22 protein-coding genes are annotated in these 24,210 nt (G+C 66.2%); 8 read left to right on the top strand and 14 right to left on the bottom strand.

Annotated features, from left to right (window positions below; translation table 11 throughout):
* The first annotated feature begins 109 nt into the window (after positions 1 to 109).
* The 3 genes from C8N34_RS17490 to cydX are packed head-to-tail and all read left to right on the top strand — an operon-like array spanning position 110 to position 3,030.
* Positions 110 to 1,720, top strand: coding sequence for a cytochrome ubiquinol oxidase subunit I (locus C8N34_RS17490; RefSeq protein ID WP_108129841.1), 1,611 nt, complete (start codon positions 110 to 112; stop codon positions 1,718 to 1,720).
* A gap of 5 nt (positions 1,721 to 1,725) precedes the next feature.
* The gene (gene cydB / locus C8N34_RS17485) at positions 1,726 to 2,889 is read left to right on the top strand and encodes a cytochrome d ubiquinol oxidase subunit II (RefSeq protein ID WP_108129840.1); all 1,164 of its coding nucleotides are present in this window, start codon (positions 1,726 to 1,728) and stop codon (positions 2,887 to 2,889) included.
* A 12-nt stretch (positions 2,890 to 2,901) separates the two neighbouring features.
* The gene (gene cydX / locus C8N34_RS17480) at positions 2,902 to 3,030 is read left to right on the top strand and encodes a cytochrome bd-I oxidase subunit CydX (protein WP_082400627.1); all 129 of its coding nucleotides are present in this window, start codon (positions 2,902 to 2,904) and stop codon (positions 3,028 to 3,030) included.
* Positions 3,031 to 3,086: 56 nt separating this feature from the next.
* On the opposite strand, the gene C8N34_RS17475 is transcribed toward cydX, so the two are convergent.
* The gene (locus tag C8N34_RS17475; RefSeq protein WP_189381562.1) at positions 3,087 to 4,367 is read right to left on the bottom strand and encodes an Nramp family divalent metal transporter; all 1,281 of its coding nucleotides are present in this window, start codon (positions 4,365 to 4,367) and stop codon (positions 3,087 to 3,089) included.
* A 144-nt stretch (positions 4,368 to 4,511) separates the two neighbouring features.
* Between C8N34_RS17475 and mntR the strand changes: the two genes are divergently transcribed.
* The 4 genes from mntR to C8N34_RS17455 all read left to right on the top strand — a co-directional run bounded on the left by mntR (position 4,512) and on the right by C8N34_RS17455 (position 7,136).
* On the top strand, positions 4,512 to 4,949 hold the full coding sequence (gene mntR, locus C8N34_RS17470) for a manganese-binding transcriptional regulator MntR (protein WP_054300908.1): 438 nt from the start codon (positions 4,512 to 4,514) through the stop codon (positions 4,947 to 4,949).
* A gap of 71 nt (positions 4,950 to 5,020) precedes the next feature.
* On the top strand, positions 5,021 to 5,896 hold the full coding sequence (gene serB, locus C8N34_RS17465) for a phosphoserine phosphatase SerB (RefSeq protein ID WP_054300909.1): 876 nt from the start codon (positions 5,021 to 5,023) through the stop codon (positions 5,894 to 5,896).
* Positions 5,893 to 6,372 carry a GNAT family N-acetyltransferase gene (locus C8N34_RS17460; protein WP_054300910.1) on the top strand — a complete coding sequence of 160 codons (480 nt, stop codon included), beginning with the start codon at positions 5,893 to 5,895 and terminating at the stop codon, positions 6,370 to 6,372. The genes serB and C8N34_RS17460 overlap by 4 nt, the downstream gene beginning before the upstream one ends.
* Complete coding sequence (locus C8N34_RS17455; RefSeq protein WP_108129839.1) at positions 6,372 to 7,136, top strand: TSUP family transporter; 765 nt, start codon at positions 6,372 to 6,374, stop codon at positions 7,134 to 7,136. The genes C8N34_RS17460 and C8N34_RS17455 overlap by 1 nt, the downstream gene beginning before the upstream one ends.
* Here the strand turns inward: C8N34_RS17455 and C8N34_RS17450 are convergent.
* The 12 genes from C8N34_RS17450 to C8N34_RS17395 form a co-directional block, all read right to left on the bottom strand.
* A complete protein-coding gene (locus C8N34_RS17450) occupies positions 7,133 to 7,966 on the bottom strand; it encodes a glycosyltransferase family 2 protein (protein WP_108129838.1) in 834 nt (277 codons plus the stop codon). The two genes, C8N34_RS17455 and C8N34_RS17450, sit on opposite strands and share 4 nt — an antisense overlap.
* Positions 7,951 to 10,458, bottom strand: a complete 2,508-nt coding sequence (locus tag C8N34_RS17445; protein ID WP_108129837.1) for a hypothetical protein — start codon at positions 10,456 to 10,458, stop codon at positions 7,951 to 7,953. The genes C8N34_RS17450 and C8N34_RS17445 overlap by 16 nt, the downstream gene beginning before the upstream one ends.
* Positions 10,459 to 10,470: 12 nt before the next feature.
* Positions 10,471 to 11,379 (bottom strand): hypothetical protein, encoded by a 909-nt coding sequence (locus tag C8N34_RS17440; protein WP_229825587.1) that lies wholly within the window; start codon positions 11,377 to 11,379, stop codon positions 10,471 to 10,473.
* Positions 11,380 to 11,451: 72 nt separating this feature from the next.
* Entirely contained in the window at positions 11,452 to 11,937 is a 486-nt protein-coding gene (locus tag C8N34_RS17435) for a HutD/Ves family protein (protein ID WP_108129836.1), read from the bottom strand.
* Positions 11,934 to 13,076, bottom strand: coding sequence for a DNA recombination protein RmuC (locus C8N34_RS17430; RefSeq protein WP_054304269.1), 1,143 nt, complete (start codon positions 13,074 to 13,076; stop codon positions 11,934 to 11,936). The genes C8N34_RS17435 and C8N34_RS17430 overlap by 4 nt, the downstream gene beginning before the upstream one ends.
* Positions 13,073 to 14,923, bottom strand: a complete 1,851-nt coding sequence (gene mutL, locus C8N34_RS17425; protein WP_108129835.1) for a DNA mismatch repair endonuclease MutL — start codon at positions 14,921 to 14,923, stop codon at positions 13,073 to 13,075. Before mutL ends, C8N34_RS17430 begins: the two co-directional genes overlap by 4 nt.
* Before the next feature lie 52 nt (positions 14,924 to 14,975).
* Positions 14,976 to 16,280: a M16 family metallopeptidase gene (locus C8N34_RS17420; protein WP_108129834.1), complete on the bottom strand. Its 1,305-nt coding sequence runs from the start codon at positions 16,278 to 16,280 to the stop codon at positions 14,976 to 14,978.
* Positions 16,277 to 17,611 (bottom strand): M16 family metallopeptidase, encoded by a 1,335-nt coding sequence (locus C8N34_RS17415; RefSeq protein WP_108129833.1) that lies wholly within the window; start codon positions 17,609 to 17,611, stop codon positions 16,277 to 16,279. Before C8N34_RS17415 ends, C8N34_RS17420 begins: the two co-directional genes overlap by 4 nt.
* An 85-nt stretch (positions 17,612 to 17,696) precedes the next feature.
* On the bottom strand, positions 17,697 to 18,233 hold the full coding sequence (locus C8N34_RS17410) for a DUF3035 domain-containing protein (protein WP_108129832.1): 537 nt from the start codon (positions 18,231 to 18,233) through the stop codon (positions 17,697 to 17,699).
* 53 nt (positions 18,234 to 18,286) lie between these two features.
* Positions 18,287 to 18,796: a signal peptidase II gene (lspA, locus tag C8N34_RS17405; protein WP_054304274.1), complete on the bottom strand. Its 510-nt coding sequence runs from the start codon at positions 18,794 to 18,796 to the stop codon at positions 18,287 to 18,289.
* Between the two features lies 1 nt (position 18,797).
* Positions 18,798 to 20,408, bottom strand: a complete 1,611-nt coding sequence (purH, locus tag C8N34_RS17400; RefSeq protein ID WP_108129831.1) for a bifunctional phosphoribosylaminoimidazolecarboxamide formyltransferase/IMP cyclohydrolase — start codon at positions 20,406 to 20,408, stop codon at positions 18,798 to 18,800.
* 13 nt (positions 20,409 to 20,421) lie between these two features.
* Positions 20,422 to 22,158, bottom strand: coding sequence for a heparinase II/III family protein (locus C8N34_RS17395; RefSeq protein WP_242013819.1), 1,737 nt, complete (start codon positions 22,156 to 22,158; stop codon positions 20,422 to 20,424).
* A gap of 166 nt (positions 22,159 to 22,324) precedes the next feature.
* On the opposite strand from C8N34_RS17395, the gene gph reads away from it, so the two are divergent.
* A complete protein-coding gene (gene gph / locus C8N34_RS17390; RefSeq protein ID WP_108129830.1) occupies positions 22,325 to 22,993 on the top strand; it encodes a phosphoglycolate phosphatase in 669 nt (222 codons plus the stop codon).
* Here gph and C8N34_RS17385 read toward each other — a convergent pair.
* A complete protein-coding gene (locus tag C8N34_RS17385) occupies positions 22,971 to 24,209 on the bottom strand; it encodes an RsmB/NOP family class I SAM-dependent RNA methyltransferase (protein WP_108129829.1) in 1,239 nt (412 codons plus the stop codon). The genes gph and C8N34_RS17385 overlap by 23 nt on opposite strands.
* Position 24,210: the final 1 nt, after the last annotated feature.

Genomic DNA, 24,210 nt, shown 5'->3' with positions numbered 1-24,210 from the left:
ACGAGTTATTGATACAGATCAAGGCCGCCCCGATCTGAGCGGTTAAATACATTCAATATCGGGAATGCGTATCCCCGCGCCTTCCCATCCCTGAACCGGAGTGCTGGACATGGAATTCGGCATCGTCGAGCTGTCACGCCTGCAATTTGCAATGACGGCCATGTATCACTTTCTTTTCGTGCCATTGACGCTGGGCCTGTCGATCCTCGTCGCCATCATGGAAACCGTCTATGTGATGACCAACCGCCCCATCTGGCGACAGATGACGAAGTTCTGGGGCATGCTGTTCGGCATCAATTTTGCCCTTGGCGTCGCCACCGGCATCACCATGGAATTCCAGTTCGGCATGAACTGGAGCTATTACTCGCATTACGTCGGCGACATTTTCGGCGCCCCCTTGGCCATTGAAGGGCTGATGGCCTTCTTCCTCGAGGCCACCTTCGTCGGGTTGTTCTTCTTCGGCTGGGACAAGCTGAGCAAGGTGCAGCATCTGGTCGTCGCCTGGCTGGTCGCCATCGGCTCCAACTTTTCCGCACTTTGGATCCTGATCGCGAATGGCTGGATGCAGAATCCGGTCGGGGCTGAGTTCAACCCGATGACCATGCGGATGGAGATGACGGATTTCTTCGCAGTGCTGTTCAACGAGGTGGCGCAGGCGAAATTCGTCCACACTGTCAGCGCCGGCTATGTGACGGCCTCGGTCTTCGTGATCGGTGTTTCGGCCTGGTATCTGCTGCGTGGGCGTCACGCGGAACTGGCACGCCGCTCGATCACCGTGGCTTCGGCCTTCGGGCTGGCCTCGGCCTTCTCGGTGGTGCTGCTGGGGGACGAGTCGGGTTATGACACCTCGCTGAACCAGAAGATGAAGATGGCCGCCATCGAGGCGATGTGGGAGACCGAGCCCGCGCCCGCACCTTTCACTGCCTTCGGCTTCCCCGATCAGGCAGCGCGAGAGACGCATTATGCCATCCATGTGCCCTATGTGATGGGGCTGATCGGCACCCGGTCGCTGACCACGCAGATTCCGGGGATCAGCGATCTGGTCGCGCAGGCGGAAACGCGTATCCGGTCGGGCCTGATCGCCTATGACGCGCTGATGACCGTGCGCGCCGAACGCGATGCCACGCCGCCCGAGGTGATGCAGACCTTCGAAGATCATTCCGCCGATCTGGGCTTTGCCTTCCTGCTGAAGAAATACATCGACGACCCGCGTCAGGCGAGCGACGCGCAGATCCAGGCCGCCGCAGCCGACACCGTGCCGACGGTCTGGCCGCTGTTCTGGGCCTTCCGCATCATGGTGGTTCTGGGCTTCGGCTTCATCGGGACCATGGCCTATTTCTTCTGGCGCGCTTCATTCCGGCAGATGCAGTATCCGCGCTGGGCGCTGCATGTTGCGGTCTGGATGATCCCGGCGCCTTGGATTGCCGCCGAAATGGGCTGGTTCGTCGCCGAGTTTGGCCGGCAGCCCTGGACGGTGGACGGGGTGCTGCCCACCGCCATGTCGGTCAGCGCGCTGTCGATGACCGAAGTCGCGCTGACGCTGGCCGGGTTCGTGCTGTTCTACACCGTGCTGTTCATCATCGAGATGGGCCTGATGCTGAAATACATCCGCAAGGGTCCGTTTCAGGATGTCGCGGAAACCGAGGCCTGGGTGGCGCGCCACCATAACCGGCTGGCCGGGCGCCGCAATGCCGATGCCATCGCCCAACCTGCGGAGTGAAAGCCATGATTCTGCATGAACTTATCAGCTATGATCTGCTGCGTGTGATCTGGTGGGGCCTGCTGGGCGTCCTGCTGATCGGCTTCGCGCTGACTGATGGCTTCGACATGGGGGTGGGGGCGCTTTTGCCCTTCACCGCCCAGACCGATGTCGAGCGCCGCATCGTCATCAACACCGTCGGCCCGGTGTGGGAGGGCAATCAGGTCTGGTTCATCCTTGGCGGTGGCGCAATCTTCGCCGCCTGGCCACCGCTTTACGCGGTCAGCTTCTCTGGCTTCTACCTTGCCATGTTCGCGGTGCTGGCCTGTTTCATCGTGCGGCCTGTCGCGTTCAAATACCGCTCCAAACGCGATGGCTACAGCTGGCGCAACCGCTGGGACTGGGCCTTGTTCGTCTCGGGCGCGGCCCCGGCGCTGCTGTTCGGTGTGGCGGTTGGCAATGTGATCCAGGGCGTACCGTTCCATTTCACCGATGACCTGCACACGATCTACGAAGGCGCGTGGTATGCCAAGTTCATCGGCCTGCTGGACCCGTTCTCCTTGCTGGCGGGGGTGGTGTCGCTGTCGATGCTGGTGATGCATGGCGGCGCCTGGCTGACGGTGAAGACGACGGGCGAGGTGCAGAAACGCGCCCGCGCCTATGGGTCCATCGCCGCGCTCGTGGCGGTGGCAACCTATGCGCTGGCAGGCATCTGGCTGGCCTATGGTATCAGCGGTTACCGGATCGTCGGCGAGGTGGTGGCCGATGGCCCTTCCAACCCGCTGTATTTTCAGGTGGAGCGCACGGCAAGCTGGCTTTCCGCCTATGCCGACCGACCGTGGATCGCCATAGCGCCCGTGCTGGGCATCCTCGGGGGCTTGCTGACCTTCGCGGGGCTGCGGGCGGGACGTGAAATCACGACGCTGCTGTTTTCCAAGCTGGCAATCCTCGGCGTGATCTCTTCGGTCGGGCTGACGATGTTTCCCTTCATCATGCCCTCCTCCAGCGACCCGCGTTCATCGCTGACCGTCTGGAACAGCTCGTCCTCGCATCTCACGCTGTTCATCATGCTGGTGGTCACGGTGATCTTCATGCCGCTGATCCTTGCCTATACCGCCTGGGTTTACCGGGTGCTCTGGGGCAAGGTGACGGCGAAGGACGTGACCGAAAACAGCCATTCCGTTTACTGAAAGGAAGCGACCATGTGGTATTTCGCCTGGATGCTCGGCCTGCCGCTGGCGGCCATCTTCGCGGTGATGAACGCGATGTGGCTGGAGTTGAAAGAGGATGAACAGGTCATCCGCAGCGGCGACACCGACGACGCGCGGTAACGGAAGTGGCGGGCGGGGCAAATGCCTCTGCCCGCCCCCTCGCAGCTCCGAAAGGGTCAGATCGGCAGGTCCATCCCCGCCGCCCCGGCGAGCAGAACGAAGTTCAGCCCCAGCACCACCACCGCACCGATGATCGCCAGCAGCCGCACCAGAAGGCCGGTGGCAAAATCGCCCATGATATCGCGGCGCGAGGTGAAGATGATCAGCGCGATCATCGGCACCGGCAGCGCGATGCTGAGGATCACCTGGCTCATCACCAGTGCCTGCGTCGCATTCACCCCGGCGGCCACCACGGCAAAGGCCGGAACCATGGTCACCAGCCGCCGCAGCCAGATTGGCACCCGGATGTGCAGGAAGCCCTGCATGATAAGCTGACCCGCCATCGTGCCCACAACCGAGCTGGAAATCCCCGAGGCGATCAGCGAGGCAAGAAAGATCCCTGCCGCCGCCGCGCCCAGCAGCGGCGTCAGCGTGTGATAGGCAGTCTCGATCTCGGCCACCTCGGCATAGCCCTGATGGAAGGCACTGGCCGCCATCATCACCATGGCCATGTTGACCATCCCGGCCACGGCCAGCGCCAGCACAACCTCGACATTGGAAAAGCGCAAGACCTTGCGGCGCTCCGCCTCGCTGCGCACGGCGGCGCGGCCCTGCGTCAGCCCTGAATGCAGATAGATCGCATGCGGCATGACCGTGGCACCGATGATCCCAACTGCAATCATCAGCGCGGTCTGGTCGGGCAGTGCCGGGCTGAACATGCCACCCGCCGCCGCGCCCCAGTCGACCGGGGCGATCAGCATTTCGGCCAGATAGCAAAGGCCGATCATGCCGACCATCGCCCCGATGATCAGCTCCATCGGGCGGAAGCCCTGCCGCTCAAACAGCAGAATGCCGTAGGTGATGACCGCCGTGATCGCCATGCCCACGATCAGCGGCAGGTTGAACAGCAGTGCAAGGCCAATTGCGCCGCCCAGAAACTCGGCAAGGTCGGTGGCCATGGCGGCGATCTCGCTGATCGCCCACATGATCCAGACCACAGGTTTCGGGAAATTGTCCCGTGACAGCTCGGCCAGATTCTTGCCGGTCACGATGCCCAGGCGCGCGGACAGCGCCTGAAACAGCATGGCAATCAGGTTGGCCAGCAGCACCACCCACAGCAGGGTATAGCCATAGCCCGCGCCTGCCTGGATGTTGGTCGCGTAATTGCCCGGGTCCATGTAGGCGACCGAGGCAATAATGGCGGGCCCTGCGAAAAGCAGTTTGCCGCGAATCCCCCGCCGTTCGCCAGCCAGAACCGCCGACATGCCGTGCCGCGTCCGATCCGAATAAGAAGTCATTGCTGCGCCCCGAATTAGCCTGCGGGTCAAGATATAGCTTAGGCTATAATTCGTGCAAGTGGCTTTCCCGCCCCGAAAAGGCTGGCCCGAAAGCACAGCCTTGGCTATAAGGTTTTCCCCGAAGATTGCCGCCGGAGCCCCCTGTTGACCGAGGATATCCCCCAAGCACCCAGCCCGGCCCGCGAACAGGCAGACCGTTTTCTGCGGGCGCGCGAGGTGCAGTCGGTCGCGCTGCTGGAGGATTACGTCGAGATGATCGGCGATCTGATGGCCGAGATGGGCGAGGCCCGCGTGGCCGATATCGCCGAACGGATGGGCGTGGCCCAGCCCACCGCAACCAAGGCGGTAGCGCGGCTGAAACGCGAGGGGCTGGCGATCTCCCGCCCCTATCGCGGCGTGTTCCTGACCGAAGCGGGCGGCACGCTGGCCGAAAAGGTGCGCGCACGGCATCGCACCGTGGTGGCCCTGCTGGTGGCCGTCGGCGTGCCCGAGGAAACCGCCGAACTCGATGCCGAAGGGATCGAACATCACGTCTCGGACAGCACCCTGCGGGCCTTCGAACGTTACCTGTCGCAGCGCTGACGGGCTGGCATGGACGGCGGATTTGGCATATGCGGCAAGGCAACCCGCGATTGCGACCGACCGGAGACCCCATGTTCATCGCCACGCTGCTGACCTGCCCTGACCGTCCGACGCTGGAGCGCGCCACCGTCGAAACCCTGCGCGCCGCCTGGAATGGCGGGGAAACGCTCTGGCTCGATCCCGGCGCAGCGGCGGAATTCGCGCTGGAGGCGATGCCCGCTGACCGCTGGCAGGTGTGGGAGCAGTTGCAGGAACAAGGCATCGACCTTGTGGTGCAACCGGCCGAAGGGCGGCGCAAGGCCCTGCTGCTGGCGGATATGGATTCGACCATGATCCAGCAGGAATGCATCGACGAACTGGCCGATGAGGCCGGGGTGGGCGCTTATGTTGCCGACATCACCCGCCGCGCGATGAATGGAGAGCTGGATTTCGAGGCCGCGCTGCGTGAACGCGTGGGGCTGCTTAAGGGCTTGCCCGAAGACGTGATCGAACGGGTCTGGACGGACCGCATCACCTTCATGCCCGGCGGGCGCGAATTGCTGGCCACCATGCGCGCCAATGGTGCCTATGCGGCGCTCGTCTCTGGCGGCTTCACCGCCTTTACCACCCGCGTGGCCGAGGCGCTGGGGTTCCACGAAAACCGCGCCAATACGCTGCTTGCCACGGATGGCGCGCTGACCGGCGAGGTGGGCATGCCCATCCTTGGTAAGGCCGCGAAACTTGAGGCGCTGGAACAGATCTCGGCCCGCATGGGGATCACGCCGGAACAGGCGATGGCGGTGGGCGATGGCGCCAATGATCTGGCGATGCTGAACCGGGCAGGTGCCGGCGTCGCACTGCACGCCAAACCTTCGGTCGCGGCACAATGCGACATCCGTATCAACCACGGTGATCTGACGGCGCTGCTGTATATCCAGGGATACCGGCGCGAGGATTTCGCAGCATGATCGTGCGTCCCGCCACCCTCGCCGATGCGCCCGCAATGACCGATCTGCTGAACCGGATCATCGCCATCGGCGGCACCACGGCGCATGAGACCCCGTTTACGCCCGAGGCGGTGGCGCGCCATTACATCGCGGGCGAGGAACCCGTCTGCTGCCATCTGGCGGAAGATGACGCCGGTCTGATCGGCTTTCAATGTGTCGGTCACAACCCGGCGCTACCCGAAGGCTGGGGCGACATCGGCAGCTTCGTCAGCCCCGACCGCCAGCGCAGCGGCGCAGGCGTGGCACTGTTCGCCGCTACCGTGCCCGCCGCCCGCGCGGCGGGGCTGACGGTGCTGAACGCCACGATCCGCGCCGACAATGCGCCGGGGCTTGGCTATTACGCCCGGCGCGGCTTTGTCGATTATGCGAACGACCCCGATTACGCGCTGCAAAGCGGGCAGGTCGTCGGCCGTGTCTCGCGCCGGTTCGATCTGTGATGTTCGAGGTCACCTACGATCTTGCCGCCATGCTGATCGTGGCGGCCTTCGCGGCGGGCTTCGTCGACAGCATTGCAGGGGGTGGCGGGCTGATTACCCTGCCTGCCCTGCTGCTGGCCGGGGCAAGCCCGGTGCAGGCGCTGTCCACCAACAAGGTTCAGGGCACCTTCGGCGCGGCGACGGCGGCGATTTCCTACGCCCGCGCGGGCCATGTGAACCCGCGCCACCAGATCCGCGCCGCGATCGGGGCCTTTGCCGCAGGCGCCCTTGGTGCACTGGCCGTCAGCATCCTGCCGACCGAGGGGCTGCGCTATGCGCTGCCCGTCATCCTGATCGGCATTGCGCTGTTCTTCGCGCTGAAACCGGGGCTGACCGATGCCGACCGCACCGCCCGGATGCCCGCAGTGGCCTTCTCGGCCACCATCGTGCCGCTGATCGGCTTTTATGACGGGCTGATCGGGCCGGGCGCCGGGGCCTTCTACATGATCGGCTTCGTCCTGCTGGCGGGCTATGGCGTGCTGAAGGCCACGGCGCATACCAAGCTTCTGAACTTCGCCTCCAACATCGGCGGGCTGCTGATCTTTGCGGCCCAGGGCGCCCCTTGGTGGGCGATGGGGCTGGCGATGGGGGCGGCGCAGATCGCCGGCGCGCGGCTGGGGTCGCGGCTGGCCATGCGGATCGGGGCGAGGATCATCAAGCCGCTGCTGGTGATCAGCTCCACCGCGCTGGCGCTGCGGCTGATCTGGCAACTGGCGACGGGCTAACGCCCGCGCGTCCAGCCACCGGATTGACGGCGCAGCCGCACCGCGAGCGTCACGGCAGCATAGACCGCGAAACCGACGGGATCGGCCAGGGCCAGCCGCGCCAGTGCCGTCTTGCCAAGGCGCGCCTTGCCCTCGCGCGCAGGCAGGTCGGGCCAGAGCGTCTCAATCTCGCGCACGCCTGCATCCTGCCGGCGCCGCACGCGGGTCAGCGCGGCAAAGCCTTCGACCATCGGCCAGAGGTATGTGGGCGCCACCTGCATCCTTTCGCCCGGCGCGAATTGCAGCCGCACGAAAGTGTCGTCCGAGATGATGGCCGGAAACTCTGCCCATCGCGCCCGCCCCGCAGCATTCACCGCAAACAGGCCGTAACCGGGCGCGGCACTGCGGTTGAAGGGCAGGCGCTGCCAGAACCGCGCATAAGCGCGGGTCAGCGCGCTGCGGGCGCGGGGAATGACCGGCGTACCCCCGGCATAAAGCGGCTGGTCGCCCTCCAGCGCCGCAACCAGCGCCGCCATCAGCGGGGGCGAGACGATGACATCGGCATCCAGATATGCCCGCAGTGCCCCCCGCGCCGCCGCATCGCCTGCATTCAGCGCGCCGGGCTTGCCGCCCTCAGCCAGATCGAGCACCGCCAGCCGCCAGCCCGCCGCAGCCGCAGCCGCCTGTCGTTGCCGGGCCACCGCCGCCGTCGCATCGCGCGAGCCGTTGGAGACCACGATCACCTCGGCCCCGCCTGGGACCGGGTCGGAGGCCAGCAATGCATCCAGACAGGCGCCGATATAGGCTTCCTCGTTCGACGCGGGGAGGATGACGCTCAGCACCCGTCGCAGCCCTTCGCCAGCACCCGCCAGCGCGGGTTTTCATCGCCCAGATGCCGCAGCGCGCCCCAGCTTCCCCATTTCGTCGGGCGATAGACATCTACGAAAGCGTTGAAAGGCGCATAGGTCAGCCCGGCCCAGCCTTTCAGCAGGACGGCGTAAAGCGCACCCATTTCCGGGGCGTAATTCAGCGCCTGAAAGAAGGCCGTGAGTTCGCTATCTTCGGTCACCGGGCCATAGCCGACGACGTGGCTGCCGCCCTCATACATCGCCAGACGCAGACCCTCGGCCTTTGCGACTTCGGCATGATGCGGCAGAACGCGAGTCAATAAGTCGTCCAGCGTATCCTCGGTCACGCCCGAATGCCGACCGTCGCGCAATTCCTCCGCCGCACGGGCGATGGCCTGCGCATAAGGGTGCTGCGGATCAGCCTTGGCGCTTTCGGCCAGCCAGCCCTTCACCATGGCCTGCTTGGCCTCGCTGCCCAGCAGCGCCGCGAAATAGCCCGTGACGGCATAGGCGTCAAAGCTGCCCTTCGGCGCGGGCTTGCCCTCGGCCACCGCCAGCGGCGCGTCAAGGATCGCGCGTTCCGCCCCCGGCACGCCGGTCTGGGTGGCCACCACGCGGACCAGCCGCTTCGCTGCTTCATCGCCAAAGGCTGCCGACCAGATCCCCATGACCTCGGCCGCGCGCAGGCCATAGAATTGCAGCCCCGCGCCTTCGTCCCCCCAGCGCGCCTTCGCCTGTTCGCGCGCCCATTGGCCTTGGGCGAATTGCGGGTTCCAGACCTCGTTGGAATATTCGACCCAGGCAACGCGTCCGGGTTCCAGCAGATCCGCCACGCTTTCGGCGTAGAACCGCACCAGCGGATCGCCCGCCAGATGCGGCAGGGTGAACCACGGATCGGCGTCCAGCTCATTGGCCAGCGCCACCATCACCTCCACCGGCACGCCATTGCGCGCCCAGGTGTAATCATCAGGCTTGGGGCTGACCTCGACAGTGGAGAGCATGGAATCGTTGGTCGCCATCCAATCCATGAAGCGGATCGCCCGCACACCGCGAATACGGTCCAGCCAGTCGGGGTTGAAGATCTGCCCCGAGGCGAAAGCTGCCGCCCGGTCCTCGCGCACGAGGGTGATGCGGCGCAACGGGTCATCCCTTTCGGTGCGGGTCAGGGTCAGCAGCACCGCTCCTTCGCCGGGCGTATAGTCGAAGGCCAGTCCGCCACCCGGCAGAGGCGTCAGGTTTTGCGCCCGGCCCTCCACCGTCAGGTCGCCCTGCCCCTGCCAGTGCACCAGATAGCGCCCGGCAACCCCGCCCGCATCCTCGGGCAGATCGGTCAGCACCAGCGTGGAAATCCCGGTGATGCCGGGCGGCAGCGCAACCGGCCAGCCATTCGCGTTGAGCCAGCCGCCCGCCGCCAGTGCATCATGGTCCATCCCGCCCCATTGACCCGCCAGATGGCCGGTCCATGGCCGCGCTGTTTTCATCACATCCAGAAACGGCTGCTGCACCGACCAGTCGTTCACCCCCGCAAGCCCCAGCGCCAGCGCCGGGTTGGTGACGGGTGTAAAGGAGGCTGCGTCAGCGGCAGGCATCGGGTCGGCTGCCGCAACCTCCGTGGCAACGGGTTTCGCATCGGCCCCGGCAGGTGCATCGACCGCCGGTTCCGGCACAGCAACAGCGCGGGGGGCAGGCTCGCGGGCGAGCTCCGGCTGCGCCGCCGCCCAGGCGATGCGCTGCATCGCGACGGCCAGTTCGGGGGAAATTACCGCATCGCGGCTTTGCCAGCGACGGCCCAGCTTGGCCGGCAGTCCCTCGGGCGATTCTCCGGTCAGCATGGCCAGATGCACCATGGCAACCAGATACTGCCCCTTGCCATTGGGGTGGATGTCATCGGCGAACAGGTCACGGATGTCGGCAACGCCCGGCAAGGCGCCCGCCTGCGCGGCCCCTGCCGCCAGCGCCATCGCCTGCCCGGCGGGGATCAGCCGCACCGGTGGCGCAGTGTCGGGCCGGATCGCCTCGGCCGCTGCGGCCAGATCCAGCCACGCCGCGCGATCTGCCGCGATCCGGTCCAGCCATGGCACGCCCGCCGCCGGGTCATCCGCGATCACCGCACCGGAACCGGAGGCAAGGCTGTGCCATGTCTCATAGACATAGACCGCCGTCTCCGGATTTTGTGCCCAGGCAAGCCCGGCCCAGTTCTTGACCTGCCCGGCGCTGTCGTTCCACTCCGCCTGCCCCGCCAGTGGAATCGCCTCGGTCAGGATGAGCGTGCCGATCTGGCCCGTTTCCAGCCGGGCGCGGCCATTTGCGCCCTCGGCCTCAGCCGCGTGATCCCACTGATATTTCAGCGGTGCGCCATTGATGATCTGCGCCTCGACCCGCACCTCCTCGACCCCGGTCGCACGCAGGCCATCCTCCACCAGCGGCGGAAGATTGGGGCCGACGAGGCTGTGGCCCACGAACAGGATGTCAGCCAGGAATGCGAGAAGGGACATGCTTAAGCCTTATCAACCGGATACACCGGACGGAGCATAACCGCGCACCGCGTCCCAGACCACCGCCTGAATGATCGGCGCGGCGGCATCGGGCGGCGCCGTGGCGGGGGTGCCATCGGCAAGGTTCAGCCGGTGCGGAAGGCCCAGCGGGCTGGCACCGCTCAGTACCGCGTAATGAACAAGCGCCACCACATAGGCCCCCAGATCGTTCAGATGGATGGGGTCCACCTCGCCCGCCGCATCGCGGGCGAACAGATCCTGCCGGTTGCTCAGCCCCGGCACTTCGCCCGCCTCGATCCGCCGCACCAGCGCAGCCATCGCCTGGCCCGCAGGAATGATGTGAATCGAGCCGGTCGCCGGATCGGCCATGGCCTCGGCCACCAGCGGCTCCCACAACTCCGGCAAGTCAGCGTCCAGCCGGGAGAGCCAGCCCTGCGGATCGTCCAGCCGATGCCAGGTTTCATAGAGATACACCCGCACATCCGGCCGCGCTGCACGCGCCAGTGCCGCCCAGTGGGCCAGCGCCACCGCGCTGTCATGCCAGCGCAGAGCGTCGCGCAGCTCCACCATTTCCGTCAGAACAACTGCGTCATAATCGCCGGATCCGATCGCCGCTTCGGCCGCACGATAGGCGGGGGTGGCATTTTCCTCGGCATGGCCCGGAACGTCGCCCGCACGGTGCTGGTTCAGCGAGGCCCCCCAGCCCAGCTGGCTGTTGTAGCGGTAGCCCGACCCCATCATCTGCGCCAGCATGGCGGGCATGTCCCGGCCCACGAGGCTGTGGCCAAGGTGATAGACCGATCCCGGGGGACGAGGCGGCAGGGCGGCATATTGCGCCGCGAATGCCGCGCTGTCGTGGCGCGCGCGCCAACGCCAGCCCCCCGCCGCCACCATCGCCACGGCAGCCCCTGCTATCAGCATCAATCGTCGTTTCATCCCCGCCAGATCGGCAGCCAATGGCGGGATTGCAAGGTTTGTTCTGCGAATTGCCGCCTAGAACCGGGTCAGCACCAGAAGGGACGGCCCCGAAACCGTCACCGGCGCCTCGCTGATCTCAAGCCCCTGCGAGGCCAGATCAAAGACAAACAACCGCCCAGCCTGTGGCGGGGCGTGCTGCCCCGTCTGCACCACCCGCACCTCGGGCGCGGGCAGGTCACGGGCAGTCATCACATTGAAATCCTCGACCGGCGCGGTGACACCCACCGCCCGCAGCGCCACATCCCCCGGAAAGGCCGCCGGGACCAACAGGTCACAGCGCAGGTCGATCCCGTCACCTACCAGCCCGAAACCGGGACCGGACAGCACGGTCAGCACCCGGTCAATGCCCGGAAACAGCGAGAAATCACCGTTCTCCACCACTGAAGCCATCGACAACCGGAAGCGCAGCCCCTGCGGCCCGTCCTCGCGCCACAGTTCCACCGTGCGGCCCTTGCCATTGGCCCAGGGCATTTCGGTGTAATCCGCACGGCTCAGCCTCATTCGGCGCCTCCAATCATGGCCGGGCTTTCCGGCGCCAGTTCCTCGAAGTCGAAGTTATCAAGGCGCCGCGCCCGACGGCCCGCCTTTTCGCTGCTGATGCGAATTTCCTCGATATCCTTCGCGGCCTGCCCGAAATGCCGGTCAAGGTTCGCCACCCGGTCGCCCAGCCGCGAAACGTCCTGATACAGCAGCGCCAGTTCCTTGCGGATCGCCCCCGCCTGTTCGCGCATCCGAGCATCCTTCAGCACCGCGCGCATGGTGTTCAGCGTCGCCATGCAGGTGGTGGGTGAGACGATCCAGACCCGCGCGGCAAATCCGTCACGGATCAGTTCAGGGAAATTGGCATGCAACTCAGCATAGACCGCCTCGGAGGGCAGGAACATCAGCGCACCATCGGCGGTTTCGCCTTCAAGGATGTAACGCTCTGAAATCGCTTTGATATGCGTGCGCACAGCCTGTCGTAGCTGACGCGCCGCAAGGTCCAGATCAGCCTGCCCTTGCGCGCGGCGCAGGGCTTCATACGCCTCCAGCGGGAATTTGCTGTCGATCACGATGGGGCCGGGCGGGTTGGGCAGGTGGATCAGGCAATCCGCCCGCCGCCCGTTGGAAAGCGTGGCCTGCATCGTGTAGCTGTCCGACGGCAGCGCCTTCAGCACGATGTCATGCAACTGGATCTCGCCAAAAGCGCCGCGCGTCTGCTTATTGGACAGAATATCCTGCAAACCCAGCACATTGCCCGACAGTTTCTCGATATTGGCCTGCGCTTTGTCGATAGTTTCCAGCCGTTGCTGCAATTCGCCCAGGGAACGCGCCGTGCGAGTGGCTGTGCCGTGCAGGCTTTCGCCCATCTGGCGCTGCACTTCAGCCAGACGCTGTTCCATCACCTGCAACATGGCGGTCTGGCTGACCGCCTGCGCCTCAGACACATGATGCAGCCCGCCTGCCAGCCGCTCCTGCCCGTCGGCAAGGCTTTGCACCCGCTGCCCCAGCCACCCCAGTTCCTGCACCAGCGGTTGCGCCGCCCGACCGGAGGCGCGCAGCACAAGCAGCAGCAGCAGGACGATCAGCCCGATGAGGCTGCCCGCAATGAGCACGGCCGGGTCATTCCACGCCAGTTCCATGGTTCCCAGCCGGATCATCTGCGCCCGAACAGCCGTTCGATATCGGCCAGCTTGAGTTCGACATAGGTCGGCCGCCCATGGTTGCACTGGCCGGACATCGGCGTCGCCTCCATCTCGCGCAGCAGCGCGTTCATCTCGTCGGCCCGCATCTGCCGCCCGGAGCGGACCGAGCCATGGCAGGCCATCCGGCTCAGCACCGCGTCGATGCGGCCCTTCAGGCGCTCTGACGATCCCAGATCGGCCAGATCGTCCACGATATCGCGGATCAGCGCGGCAGCATCGACGCGGCCAAGGATCGCGGGCACCTCGCGCACGGCAATGGCACCACCGCCGAAGGGTTCGATCCCCAGACCCAGCGCCGCCAGATCCTCCGCAATCTCCAGCAGGCGCGCGGCGTCCGCCTCCGACAGATCGACGATTTCGGGGATAAGCAGCGCCTGCGCGGCGATACCCTTGTCGGACGCCTGCGCCTTCAGCCGTTCATAGACCAGCCTTTCATGCGCGGCATGCTGATCGACGATGACCATGCCACTGGCCGTCTGCGCGATGATGTAATTTTCATGCACCTGCGCGCGGGCGGCACCCAGCGGACGCTCGGTCAGATCGGGTTCCGGCGCGGCAGCCGACTCGACGCGAGCCGAAGGCGCCTCGGCAAAGCCCGGCTGCGGCGCAGGGGCCTGAGCGGCGAAAGCGCGGGCAAAGGTCGCCTGCGAGGGGCGATCCATCTGATAGACGCGCGGCGGCACGGCAACAGGCGCAACCATCGCAGGCTCCGGACGGAACGCCTCCAGCGTTTCGGTCGCCACGGTGTTGGAGGCGCGATGCCCCGCCCCTGTCAGCGCCAGCCGCAGCCCCGAGACGATCAGCCCCCGCACCAGCGCCGGCTCGCGGAAACGCACCTCGGCCTTGGCGGGATGGACGTTCACGTCCACCCGTTCGGGGTCGCAGACCACGTTCAGCACGGCAGCGGGGTGCCGGTCACGGCTAAGCACATCCATATAGGCCGCCCTCAGCGCCCCCAGCAGCATCTTGTCCAGCACCGGACGGCCATTGACGAACAGGAACTGCGCCACAGACGAACCACGCGAATAGGTCGGCAGCGCTGCATAGCCAACCAGCCGCACACCTTCCCGTTCAAGATCAATGCGCAGCGCATTTTCACCGAAATCGCTGCCCAGCACGCGCGAAACACGCCGATGCAGCGCATCGAAGAAATCACCGTTTTCCGCATCGGCGCGGAAGACAAGCCGCCCGTCGCCACCGCCACTGACATCGCGCAGGGTGAAACCGACATGAGGTTCGGCCAGCGCGAGGCGCTTCATCACATCGGAAATCGCGCCCATCTCGGCCCGGTCAGAGCGCAGGAATTTCAGCCGCGCCGGGGTGGCATAGAACAGGTCGCGCAGTTCGACCACCGTGCCACGATTCAGCGCGGCGGGACGCAGGTCGCCCAGGCGCCCGCCCTCGACGGTCAGGCTGACGCCTTCAAACCCCTGCGCGCGCGATGTGATGGTCAGCCGCCCCACGGCACCGAGGCTGGGCAGCGCCTCGCCACGGAAACCGAAGCTCTGGATGTTCAGCAGGTCCGAGCCGTCAATCTTCGAGGTAGCGTGCCGCGACAAGGCCAGCGGCAGGTCGTCGCCGGTCATGCCGCAGCCATCGTCGGTAACGCGGATCAGCGTCTTGCCGCCATCCGCATAATCCACCGCGATGCGCCGCGCGCCGGCGTCGAGCGCGTTTTCCACCAGCTCTTTCACGGCAGAGGCGGGGCGTTCCACCACCTCGCCCGCCGCGATGCGGTTGATCGCCGCTTCATCCAGTTGCCGAATGACCGGCCGCGCCATGTTGGGGGTTTCCAGCTTCATGCCGCAAGACCTAGCACAGGGGCGCAGATTCGGCCACAGGAATAGCGGCGCGTCAGGGCGCCGTGCTCAGTCCCTCGGGCTGACCCACCACGACGATCCGCAGCTGATCGGACCGGATCAGCCGCCGCGCCACACGGCGAATATCGTCCAGCGTCACCGCCTCGATCTTCTGGTTCCGCGTCGCGGAATAGTCGATCGGAAGACCGGTCATCTGCATACCCACAAGGATGCGGGCAATCGGCCCGTTGCCATCAAAGCGCAGCGGATAGGCGCCGGTCAGATAGGTCTTGGCAGCGGCGAGCTCCTCGGCCGTCACACCTTCGGCGGCTCTGGCCCATTCAGCGCGCAATACATCGACGGCTTGCCCGGCAGTCTTGTTGTCGGTGGCGAATTGCCCGGCCAGCAGATCGGCATGATCATAGTCGATCAGATAGCTGCGGGCGCCGTAGGTCAGCCCGCGTTTTTCGCGCAATTCCCGCATGAGACGCGAGCCGAAGCGTTCACCGCCCACAATCTCGTTCAGCACGAAGGCCGCGAAATAATCCGGGTCATCCCGCTCCAACCCCGGCTGTGCGAAGCTGACCACTGCCTGCGGCGTCGGAAAATCGACCACCGTGACCCCGCCGGTCAGATCGAGCCGGGCTGCGCCGGGAAGTGGTGCCCCGGTCTCGGGCAGGCCCCCCAGCAGATGATCCAGCAGCGCACCAAGTTGTTCAGGCGTGATGTCGCCCACGGCCGCCACATAGACCCGGTCGCGGGCCAGCGCGGCCGTGTGGGCGGTAAGGATGTCATCGCGGGTCAGCGCCTGCACGCTGTCCTCGGTTCCGTCACCCGAACTGGCATAAGGGTGGTCACCAAAGGCGATCCCGTCCAGCGTACGGCCTGCGATGGCCGACGGGTCTTTGGCATTGCTGCGGATGATCGACAGCACCTGCCCCCGCACCCGTTCCACCGCATCGGCATCGAAGCGTGGCCGCGTCAGGGCAAGGCGCAGCAGTTCCGCCGCCTGCGTACGGTTCTCGGTCAGCATCCGGGCCGAAACCGCCACATCGTCCTTCGAACTGTCGAACCGGAACTCCGCCGCCAGACCATCGCGGGTTTCCGCGAATTTCTGGGCATTCATCTCTGCCGCGCCTTCCTCCAGCAATCCGGTCATCAGATTGACCGCGCCGCGCTTGCCCGGCGCATCCAGCGAGGTGCCCCCCCGGAAGCGGATTTCCAGCGCGGTAAAGGGGATCGAGTGATCCTCGACCAGCCAGGCCTTCAAGCCGCCGGGTGAGGTTACGTCCTGAATAGCAATCTCGGCCCGCAGCGGTGTGGCCAGCAGCAGGAACAGCGCCAGAAAACGGCCGATCATTGGGCATCCTCCTCGGTCAGCAGCCAGCCGGTCACGGAATGGCGGCGATCCAGCACCTGCCGCGCGGCCTCCATCACATCCTCGGGCGTCACGGATTGCAGCACCTCGGGCCAGGCCTGCACATCAGCCACGGTCAGGCCGGTGGTCAGCGCATCGCCATAGCGGCGGGCAAGTCCGTCCACATCATCGGCGGCATAGATTTCCGAGGCATGAAGCTGCGTCCTGATCCGCGCGAAGGCGGCCGGATCTGGGCCGGTGGCCAGGAAATCCTTCAGCACGCCATCCAGTTCCGCCTCCGCTTCCTCGGGCTTCACACCGGGCAAGGGAACCATGCCGATGGTGAACTGGCCGTAATCCAGCGCCGTGCCATCATAATAGGCATAGCTGTAAACCGCCTTCGGATCTTCGAACTGAAGCTTGCGGGCCAGAAGGCTGGTCGTGCCGGACCCGCCCAGCAATTCCCCCAGATAAACCAGCGCGGCGGCGGTCTTCTGATCGCCCGTCCGACGGTTCGGCGCCAGATAGGTGCGCATCATGAAAGGTTCGGAGACACGCTTGTCATGCATGGTCAGACGGCGCTCGGCCAGTTGCGGCGGCTCCTGCGGGCGTTTGCGTACCGGCAGGTTGGCGGTGGGCGTCAGCGGGCCATAGTGCTTTTCGGCCATGGCGCGCACCGCATCCGGCGTCACATCGCCCGCGACGATCAGGATGGCATTGTTGGGCGCATAATAGGTGCGGTAGAAATCTTCCGCCTCGGCCCGGCCCAGCCCCTCGATCTCCTGGCGCCAGCCGATGATCGGCACGCCATAGGGGTGGTTGAGAAACTGCGCCGCCCGAAGCTGTTCCATGAACAGGCTGCTGGGATCGCTGTCGGTACGCTGGTTGCGTTCCTCCAGAATCACGTTGCGTTCGGTAGCGACCACATCGTCGGTCAGTTGCAGGTCGCGCATCCGGTCGGCTTCGATCGTCATCATCAGGTCCAGCCGGTCAGCCGCGACGCGCTGGAAATAGGCGGTCTGGTCCCACGAGGTGAAGGCATTGTCATTGCCACCCTGCGCCTCGACGATGTCAGAAAACTCGCCCGGTTTCAGATCATTGGTGGCCTTGAACATCAGATGTTCAAAGAAATGCGCAATGCCGGAATGGCCCTGCGGCTCGTCCGCCGCGCCGATCTTGTACCACATCATCTGGACGGCGACCGGCGCGCGGTGATCCTCGATCACCACGACCTGCAGACCGTTATCCAGTGTGAAATCCGTCACCGGCCCTTCGGCCAGGGCGAAAGTGGCGGAAGCCGACCAAAGCAGTGCGGCGGTGACAGTATTGCGCATGGAAGCCTCCCTCGGACGCCCACCACACCTACGCGGTGGAGGGCCGGGGTCAAGCCGCCCTGACGGCGAGTTTACCGGACGTGCGTCAGCGTTCCCCGTCCTGACGCGGCGGGGCGGACGGATTGCCGACACCGCGGCGGCGCCAGTAATCCAGCTCGGAATGCTGATCCAGCGACATGTCCTTGTAAGCGCGGTAATAGGCGTTCACGCCGAACACCCGTTCCAGCAGCCGGGCATCGTTGCGGCGGCGGTGATCCAGATCCTCGACCGCAAGCTGGCCGCGGATATTCTGCGCCACGCCGTTCCGGGCGGCATAACCCACCAGCGCCGCATCGTCGCTGCCCGCGCCCGGACGTCCGCCCAGCGCGGTGATGGCGTCGGCTTCGGGCGTCGGGTCGGTGATATTGCTGCCGCCGGGCGTCGGCGCCGGAAGCGCTTTCAGGTTGTCCGGCATTTGCAGCGCCTTGGGCGGCAGGATGCCGAATTCATCGGGTCCATTGGTCGTAGACCGCAGGTTCATCAGCTTCGGCTCCCGGTCGGAACCGCAGCCTGCCAGCGTCATCGAAAGCGCCGCCGCTCCTGCAAGGATGGCCCCCCGCGCTACCCGCCGTGCTGCCTGCATCGTTCTCTCCAGAAAACCCGTCCCGTTGTCTTTAGCGCAAAGGCGCTGGCACGTCACGGGGTCTTTCGGCGCTTTGGCCGCGGCTTGCCACCGCTGGTCGCGCCACGATCCCCGGTGAACAGGACCAATCCCGCCGCGCCCGCGAAAATGGCGATGTCGGCCACGTTGAAGGCGTAGGGGTTGTCGAAACCGCAACAGGACATGTTGAGGAAATCGGCCACCGCCCCATAGGCCACGCGGTCCACCACATTGCCCAGGGCCCCCCCGATCAGCACGCCCGCCGAAATCCGCGCCAGCGGCCCGTGCGCCGATTTTGCCGACCAGTGCCAGACCCAGCCGACAATCAGGATCGACAGGATGATCAGGCCCCAGCGCATCAACTCGCCTTCGCTGGACATCAGGCCAAAGTTGACGCCCCGGTTCCAGGCCATGCGGAAATTCAGCAGGGGTGGCAGGATGTCGATCTCGCCCCGCGCCCGCAGGTCAAGGCCAAAGACCACCACCAGTTTGGTGATCTGATCAATCAAGAAAATCGCAAGGGCAACCAGGGCAACGCGGCGCATGTCAGTGCCGGAAATGGCGCATGCCGGTGAAAACCATGGCCAGCCCGCGTTCATCGGCCGCCGCGACGACCTCGTCGTCGCGCATCGAGCCGCCGGGCTGGATGATCGCCGTTGCCCCCGCCTCGGCAGCGGTGATCAGGCCATCGGCAAAGGGAAAGAACGCGTCCGAGGCCACGACCGAGCCATGGGTCAGCGGCGCGGCGATGCCCAGCGCCTCTGCCATGTCCTGCGATTTGCGGGCAGCGATTCGCGTGCTGTCAACGCGGCTCATCTGTCCGGCGCCGACCCCGACGGTCGCGCCGTCCTTCACATAGATAATGGCGTTGGATTTGACGTGTTTCGCCACGGTCCAGGCGAACAGCAGGTCGCGCAGTTCTGCCTCGGTCGGCTGGCGCTTCGTCACGACCTTCAGGTCTTCCATGCGCAGGAAGCCGTTGTCGCGGTCCTGCACGAGAAAACCGCCGGCCACCTGTTTCCATGCCAGCCCCCTGGCCTGCGGGTCGGGCAGGCGGTCGGTGGTCAGCAGGCGCAGGTTTTTCTTGGCGGCAAAGACCGCGCGCGCCTCGGGCGAGGCGCCGGGGGCGATGACGACTTCGGTGAAGATGCCGGTGATCTCCCGCGCGGTGGCTTCGTCCAGCGGTTGATTGAGCGCGATGATGCCGCCGAAAGCCGAGGTCCGGTCGCAGTCATAGGCTCGGCCATAAGCCTCGGCCAGCGTCGCGCCACGCGCCACGCCGCAGGGGTTGGCATGTTTGATGATGGCGCAGGCCGGACCTTCCGCCGGATCGAACTCGGCAACCAGCTCGAACGCCGCATCGGTGTCATTGATGTTGTTGTAGGACAGTTCCTTGCCCTGCCATTGCTGCGCGGTGGCAACACCGGGGCGCTGCGTGCCGTCGGTGTAGAAGGCCGCTTTCTGATGCGGGTTTTCGCCATAGCGCAGGCTCTGCGCCAGTTGCCCGGCAAAGGCGCGGCGGCGCGGCGTATCTTCCTTGATCGCCCCGGCCATCCATGTGGACACAGCGGCATCATAAGCAGCGGTGCGGCTGTAGGCGGTCAGCGCCAGCTTCTGCCGGAAGGCATAGGTGGTTGCCCCGTCATGGGCCTTCAGTTCGGCCAGCAGGGCATCGTAATCCTGCGGATCGGTGATCACGTTGACGAATTTGTGGTTCTTCGAGGCGGCACGGATCATCGCCGGGCCGCCGATGTCGATATTCTCGATACAGTCGGCGTAAGAGGCGCCGCGCGCCACCGTCTGCTCGAACGGATAAAGGTTCACCACCAGCAGGTCGATCGGCTCGATCCCGTGGGCTGCCATGGCGACCAGATGCTCGTCATCGTCGCGCAGCGCCAGCAGGCCGCCATGCACCATCGGGTGCAGGGTCTTCACGCGCCCGTCCATCATCTCGGGGAAGCCCGTCACCTCGGCCACGTCCCGCACGGCAAGGCCCTCAGTGCGCAGCGTCTGCGCCGTGCCGCCGGTGGAGATCAGTTCGACCCCCCGCGCGGCCAGCGCGCGTGCCAGATCCAGAAGGCCGGTCTTGTCGGAAACCGAGAGGAGCGCGCGCCCCACGGGCACGAGGTTCACGGGTGCGGCGGCGGCGGTATGCATCGGACACTCCTGATCAGGGGCGGGAGGGGGGCTCTTCCCGGTCAATATCGCGGATGGCGAGCGGAGTATCCTGTGCCTTCGCCAAGGTCCAGCCGATCCGGGCCTGAAAATCCTGCAAAGATGCCGCAAGTACGATCTGTCGCGCCGCGCGGGGCATCAGACGGCCCTTTTCCAGATAGACCGAGGGCTCCAGCGTCATCACCGCCTGCCCGTCATGGCGAAACACCCAGATCTCACCCGAGCGCAGCGCGACCGAAACCGCAGCGCCCCCCATGTCGATTTCGGCATCCGCATCGGGGTGCAGGTGGAAGCGCAGAGCAAAGCCGATCTCCCCCTCCGTCCGGCGCAGCACCGCTTGCAGGCGGTCCTTGTCGGCAGGGGTATCGGCCACCAGCATGTCGGTGCCATCAAGGCGGCGTCCGTCAGCCGTCAGGGAAAGGTCGCGCAGATGCACCAGACCGTGCGTGCCACGCCAGCCGTCATGCCCGGCAAGCAGCAGATGCGCCTCGGCATCATGGCTTTGCCGCAGCAGGGTGATGCGGGCACGATCCTCCAGCACCTCGCGGCGGTCATGGGCAAAGCGGGACGAGGAAAACCCGTCGATGGACAGGGTCGAATGGCTTTGCGTGGCGCGGCTGGCCCGGTGCCAGTCGGCGCCGAAAGGCGCGCCATTGCCACAATTCACGATCAGCGGCCGCCGCCCCGACGTCAGCTCGAATGCGAGGGTCGAGGCATGGGCCGAGGCCCCCGCCTCCCCGCCCGGCGGCAGGGCTGTATCGACGATAACCGAACTGCGCCCCGCCGACAGCCGGGTAAAGCCCATGGCCAGCCCGCCGACAGGTGCGGGCTTCACGCCGGAACTGGCCAGCGCATGATCCAGCCGCCCCTCCAGCCCGCGCCCGCCCCCGTGAAACCGCGCCAGCCCGCCATCGGCATGACGCAGCGCGCGCAGAGTCGGCGCGATCCGTTCAATCGCTGCCAGATGCGACGGCGGCACCAGCCGCCCGGCATCGGTCAGCGCCTGGGCAGCCCAGGTCAGCAGGGTGAAAACCTCAAGCAATTCCTCGGGGTTGCGGGTCGGTATCCCTCCTTCGGCATCCACCTCGCGCTCACATTCCCGCGCCAGCGCGGCGGCGGCGGGATCAACATGCGCCTCCATCCCGATCAGCGCCAGACCCGCATAGATCAGCCCGGTCAGCGCCTCGAAGCGCGGCAGGCCAGGCGAGGCCACCTGCCAGCGCCGCGACAGGAACACCGTCTGATGCGACAGTGCGCTGTAATAGGCCAAAGCGCGGTCACGATCCTGCCCGCCCAGCAAAAGGATGGCATGGTTGATCCAGCGGATCAGCCGCCGTCCGGTCAGATCGGGCGACCAGCCGGGGCCGTCGCCGCGCCCGTAACGATCAATCCAGCCAAAGGTCCAGTCCTGGGCGCGTTTGCGCGCCGCCGGATCACCGACCGCCGCCAGATCATCCAGCCAGCCGAAGCCCTGCAATTCAGCCTCAAACGCGGGGCCCGGGCAGGCGATATCCCAGATCTCTGCCCCCGGCGCCTCGATCAGATGGCCTGCGAACAGGAAGTTTCCGGCAACAAGCTGCTTGCCGCGCGCGTAAAGACCGATGGTGCGGGGTTCGGGTTGCGAGACGAAACCGGCGGCGGGCTTTGCGCGCGTGGCCTTACGGGCGGCAAGGCGGTTCATCGCCTGCACCCAAGCCTCTGCCCACCATGCGCCGCGCGCAACCGCCCTCATGCCCCGCTCACTGATCCACAAATTGCCTGCCTTGCCCGTGTCCGGGTCTTGCGCCGCACCATAGACGCGCGGGCGCCCCCTGTCACCGCAAAACCCCGTGTGAGCCGGTCCGGGGGCTGGACCCCGGCGCCGGGGCAGGCCATTCTCCGCCCGCAAAGGAGCCCGCATGACCCATTCCGTTATCTTCGATCTGGATGGCACGCTGATTGACAGCGCACCCGACATCCATGCCAGCGCCAACACCGTTTTCACCGCTCTGGGCCAGCCCCCCTTTACCCGTGCCGAGGTTCAGGGCTTTGTCGGACGCGGCGCGCCGAACCTTGTGGCGCGGCTGTGCGAATCGCGGGACCTGCCGCATGAGGGGCCGGAGTTCGACCGCGTTCTGGCCCGGTTTCTGGAAGTCTATGAAGGGGCGCAGGCGCTGACCGTGCTGTATCCCGGCACCCGCGCGGCGCTGGAGGCGTTGCAGGCAGCGGGCTGCAAGCTGGGGCTTTGCACCAACAAACCGCTGGCGCCGACACTTGCGGTGCTGCGCCATTTCGGCTTGGAAAACCTGTTCGCGGCGGTAATCGGCGGCGACAGTCTGCCGGTGAAGAAGCCCGATCCGGCGCCGCTGCTGGAAACGCTGACACGCATGGGTGGCGGCCCGGCGATTTTCGTGGGCGACAGCGAGGTCGATGCGGAAACCGCGCAGAACGCGGGCCTGCCCTTCCTGTTGTTCACCGAAGGTTATCGCAAAACCCCGGTCGAGGCGCTGCCACATGATGCGGCTTTCGCCCATCACGATGCGCTGCCGGGGCTGGTCGCCGCGTTCAGCGCGCCAGCCGCGCCATGAAGAACCCGTCCATCCCGCCACGGTCGGCCCAGTAATCGGGCCGCAGGCGCAAACCGCCCGCAGGCGCGCGCCATTCGGGGTCGGCGCCGGGCGGCAGGGTATCATCAACGCGCAGGGCGGGGTGACGCGCCAGCGCGGCGGCAAGCTGCGCCTCCCCTTCCTCCGGCAGAAGCGAGCAGGTGCAGAACACCAGCCGCCCTCCCGGTTTCAGCCAGCCCAGCGCCCGGTCGATCAGCGCGGCCTGCAGGGCGACCAATGCCTCCAGTTCCGATCCGTCTTTCACAAAGGGCAGATCGGGATGGCGGCGAATGGTGCCCGTAGCGGAACAGGGCGCATCCAGCAGGATGGCATCGAACGGGGCCTCGGGCTGCCTGTCCAGCGCATCGGCCACCACCACCTCGGCGGTGAGGCCGGTGCGCGCAAGGTTGTCGCGCAGCCGCGTCATGCGCGACTCGTTCACATCCAGCGCCGTGACCTGCGCCCCGGCGGCGGCCAGTTGCAAGGTCTTGCCCCCCGGCGCGGCGCAGAGGTCCAGCACCCGCTCGCCCGCCTGCGGTGCCAGCAGCGGCACTGCCAGCGCGGCGGCAGCGTCCTGCACCCACCAGTCGCCGGTCGCATAGCCCGGCAGGGCGGAAACCTGCACACCGGGGGCAAGCCGCAGACTGCCCGTGGGCAAGGCCTCAGCCCCTTCGATCCCCACATCCCGCCCCGGACGCAGGGTCAGATCGACCGGCGCAGGGGCGGCCTGCACAGCCTCCATCGCACTGACCGCGGGCTTGCCCCAGGCATCGACCAATGGCTTGCGCAGCCAGAACGGCAGGCGCTGCGGCGGTTGCTTGCCGAAACTGGGGTTTTCCGCCACGCGCCGCAGCACGGCATTCACCAGCCCCGACAGCGCGGCATGACGGCGGTGATGGCGGACCATGTTCACTGCCTCGTTCACCACACCATGCGCAGCCTCGCCCAGCACCAGTTCCACTGTGGCAAGGCGCAGGGTGTTCAGCACCGTCAGCGGCGGAGCCTTGCGGAGAAAGGGCTTCAGAAGGCGGTCGGTCGGTTCGACATGGCGCAGCACCTGCGCCGTCAGCCGCTGCGCCCGCGCGCGGTCAGCAGGGGACAGGCCGGTCAGCGCCGCTTCACACTGGCTCAGCAGCAGGCCCTCGCCCAGCACACCGTCCAGCATGTCCACCGCCGCCGCCCGTGCCGTCCTTGCCATT

The sequence above is a fragment of the Gemmobacter caeni genome (assembly GCF_003054195.1).
Lineage (GTDB): Bacteria > Pseudomonadota > Alphaproteobacteria > Rhodobacterales > Rhodobacteraceae > Gemmobacter > Gemmobacter caeni.
The sequence above is the reverse complement of the archived record's forward strand: the minus strand, read 5'-3'. Positions and strand labels throughout refer to the sequence as shown.

Bases quoted from the DNA above. Each gene is read 5' to 3' on its own strand.
- C8N34_RS17415 (WP_108129833.1), bottom strand. From the start codon at position 17,611: ATGCGCAATACTGTCACCGCCGCACTGCTTTGGTCGGCTTCCGCCACT.
- C8N34_RS17490 (WP_108129841.1), top strand. From the start codon at position 110: ATGGAATTCGGCATCGTCGAGCTGTCACGCCTGCAATTTGCAATGACG.
- C8N34_RS17455 (WP_108129839.1), top strand. From the start codon at position 6,372: ATGTTCGAGGTCACCTACGATCTTGCCGCCATGCTGATCGTGGCGGCC.
- cydX (WP_082400627.1), top strand. From the start codon at position 2,902: ATGTGGTATTTCGCCTGGATGCTCGGCCTGCCGCTGGCGGCCATCTTC.
- C8N34_RS17460 (WP_054300910.1), top strand. From the start codon at position 5,893: ATGATCGTGCGTCCCGCCACCCTCGCCGATGCGCCCGCAATGACCGAT.
- C8N34_RS17445 (WP_108129837.1), bottom strand. From the start codon at position 10,458: ATGTCCCTTCTCGCATTCCTGGCTGACATCCTGTTCGTGGGCCACAGC.
- purH (WP_108129831.1), bottom strand. From the start codon at position 20,408: ATGCATACCGCCGCCGCCGCACCCGTGAACCTCGTGCCCGTGGGGCGC.
- C8N34_RS17435 (WP_108129836.1), bottom strand. From the start codon at position 11,937: ATGAGGCTGAGCCGTGCGGATTACACCGAAATGCCCTGGGCCAATGGC.
- gph (WP_108129830.1), top strand. From the start codon at position 22,325: ATGACCCATTCCGTTATCTTCGATCTGGATGGCACGCTGATTGACAGC.
- C8N34_RS17440 (WP_229825587.1), bottom strand. From the start codon at position 11,379: ATGCTGATAGCAGGGGCTGCCGTGGCGATGGTGGCGGCGGGGGGCTGG.
- mutL (WP_108129835.1), bottom strand. From the start codon at position 14,923: ATGAAGCTGGAAACCCCCAACATGGCGCGGCCGGTCATTCGGCAACTG.
- C8N34_RS17430 (WP_054304269.1), bottom strand. From the start codon at position 13,076: ATGATCCGGCTGGGAACCATGGAACTGGCGTGGAATGACCCGGCCGTG.
- lspA (WP_054304274.1), bottom strand. From the start codon at position 18,796: ATGCGCCGCGTTGCCCTGGTTGCCCTTGCGATTTTCTTGATTGATCAG.
- C8N34_RS17420 (WP_108129834.1), bottom strand. From the start codon at position 16,280: ATGATCGGCCGTTTTCTGGCGCTGTTCCTGCTGCTGGCCACACCGCTG.
- serB (WP_054300909.1), top strand. From the start codon at position 5,021: ATGTTCATCGCCACGCTGCTGACCTGCCCTGACCGTCCGACGCTGGAG.
- cydB (WP_108129840.1), top strand. From the start codon at position 1,726: ATGATTCTGCATGAACTTATCAGCTATGATCTGCTGCGTGTGATCTGG.
- C8N34_RS17385 (WP_108129829.1), bottom strand. From the start codon at position 24,209: ATGGCAAGGACGGCACGGGCGGCGGCGGTGGACATGCTGGACGGTGTG.
- C8N34_RS17475 (WP_189381562.1), bottom strand. From the start codon at position 4,367: ATGACTTCTTATTCGGATCGGACGCGGCACGGCATGTCGGCGGTTCTG.
- C8N34_RS17395 (WP_242013819.1), bottom strand. From the start codon at position 22,158: ATGAGGGCGGTTGCGCGCGGCGCATGGTGGGCAGAGGCTTGGGTGCAG.
- C8N34_RS17410 (WP_108129832.1), bottom strand. From the start codon at position 18,233: ATGCAGGCAGCACGGCGGGTAGCGCGGGGGGCCATCCTTGCAGGAGCG.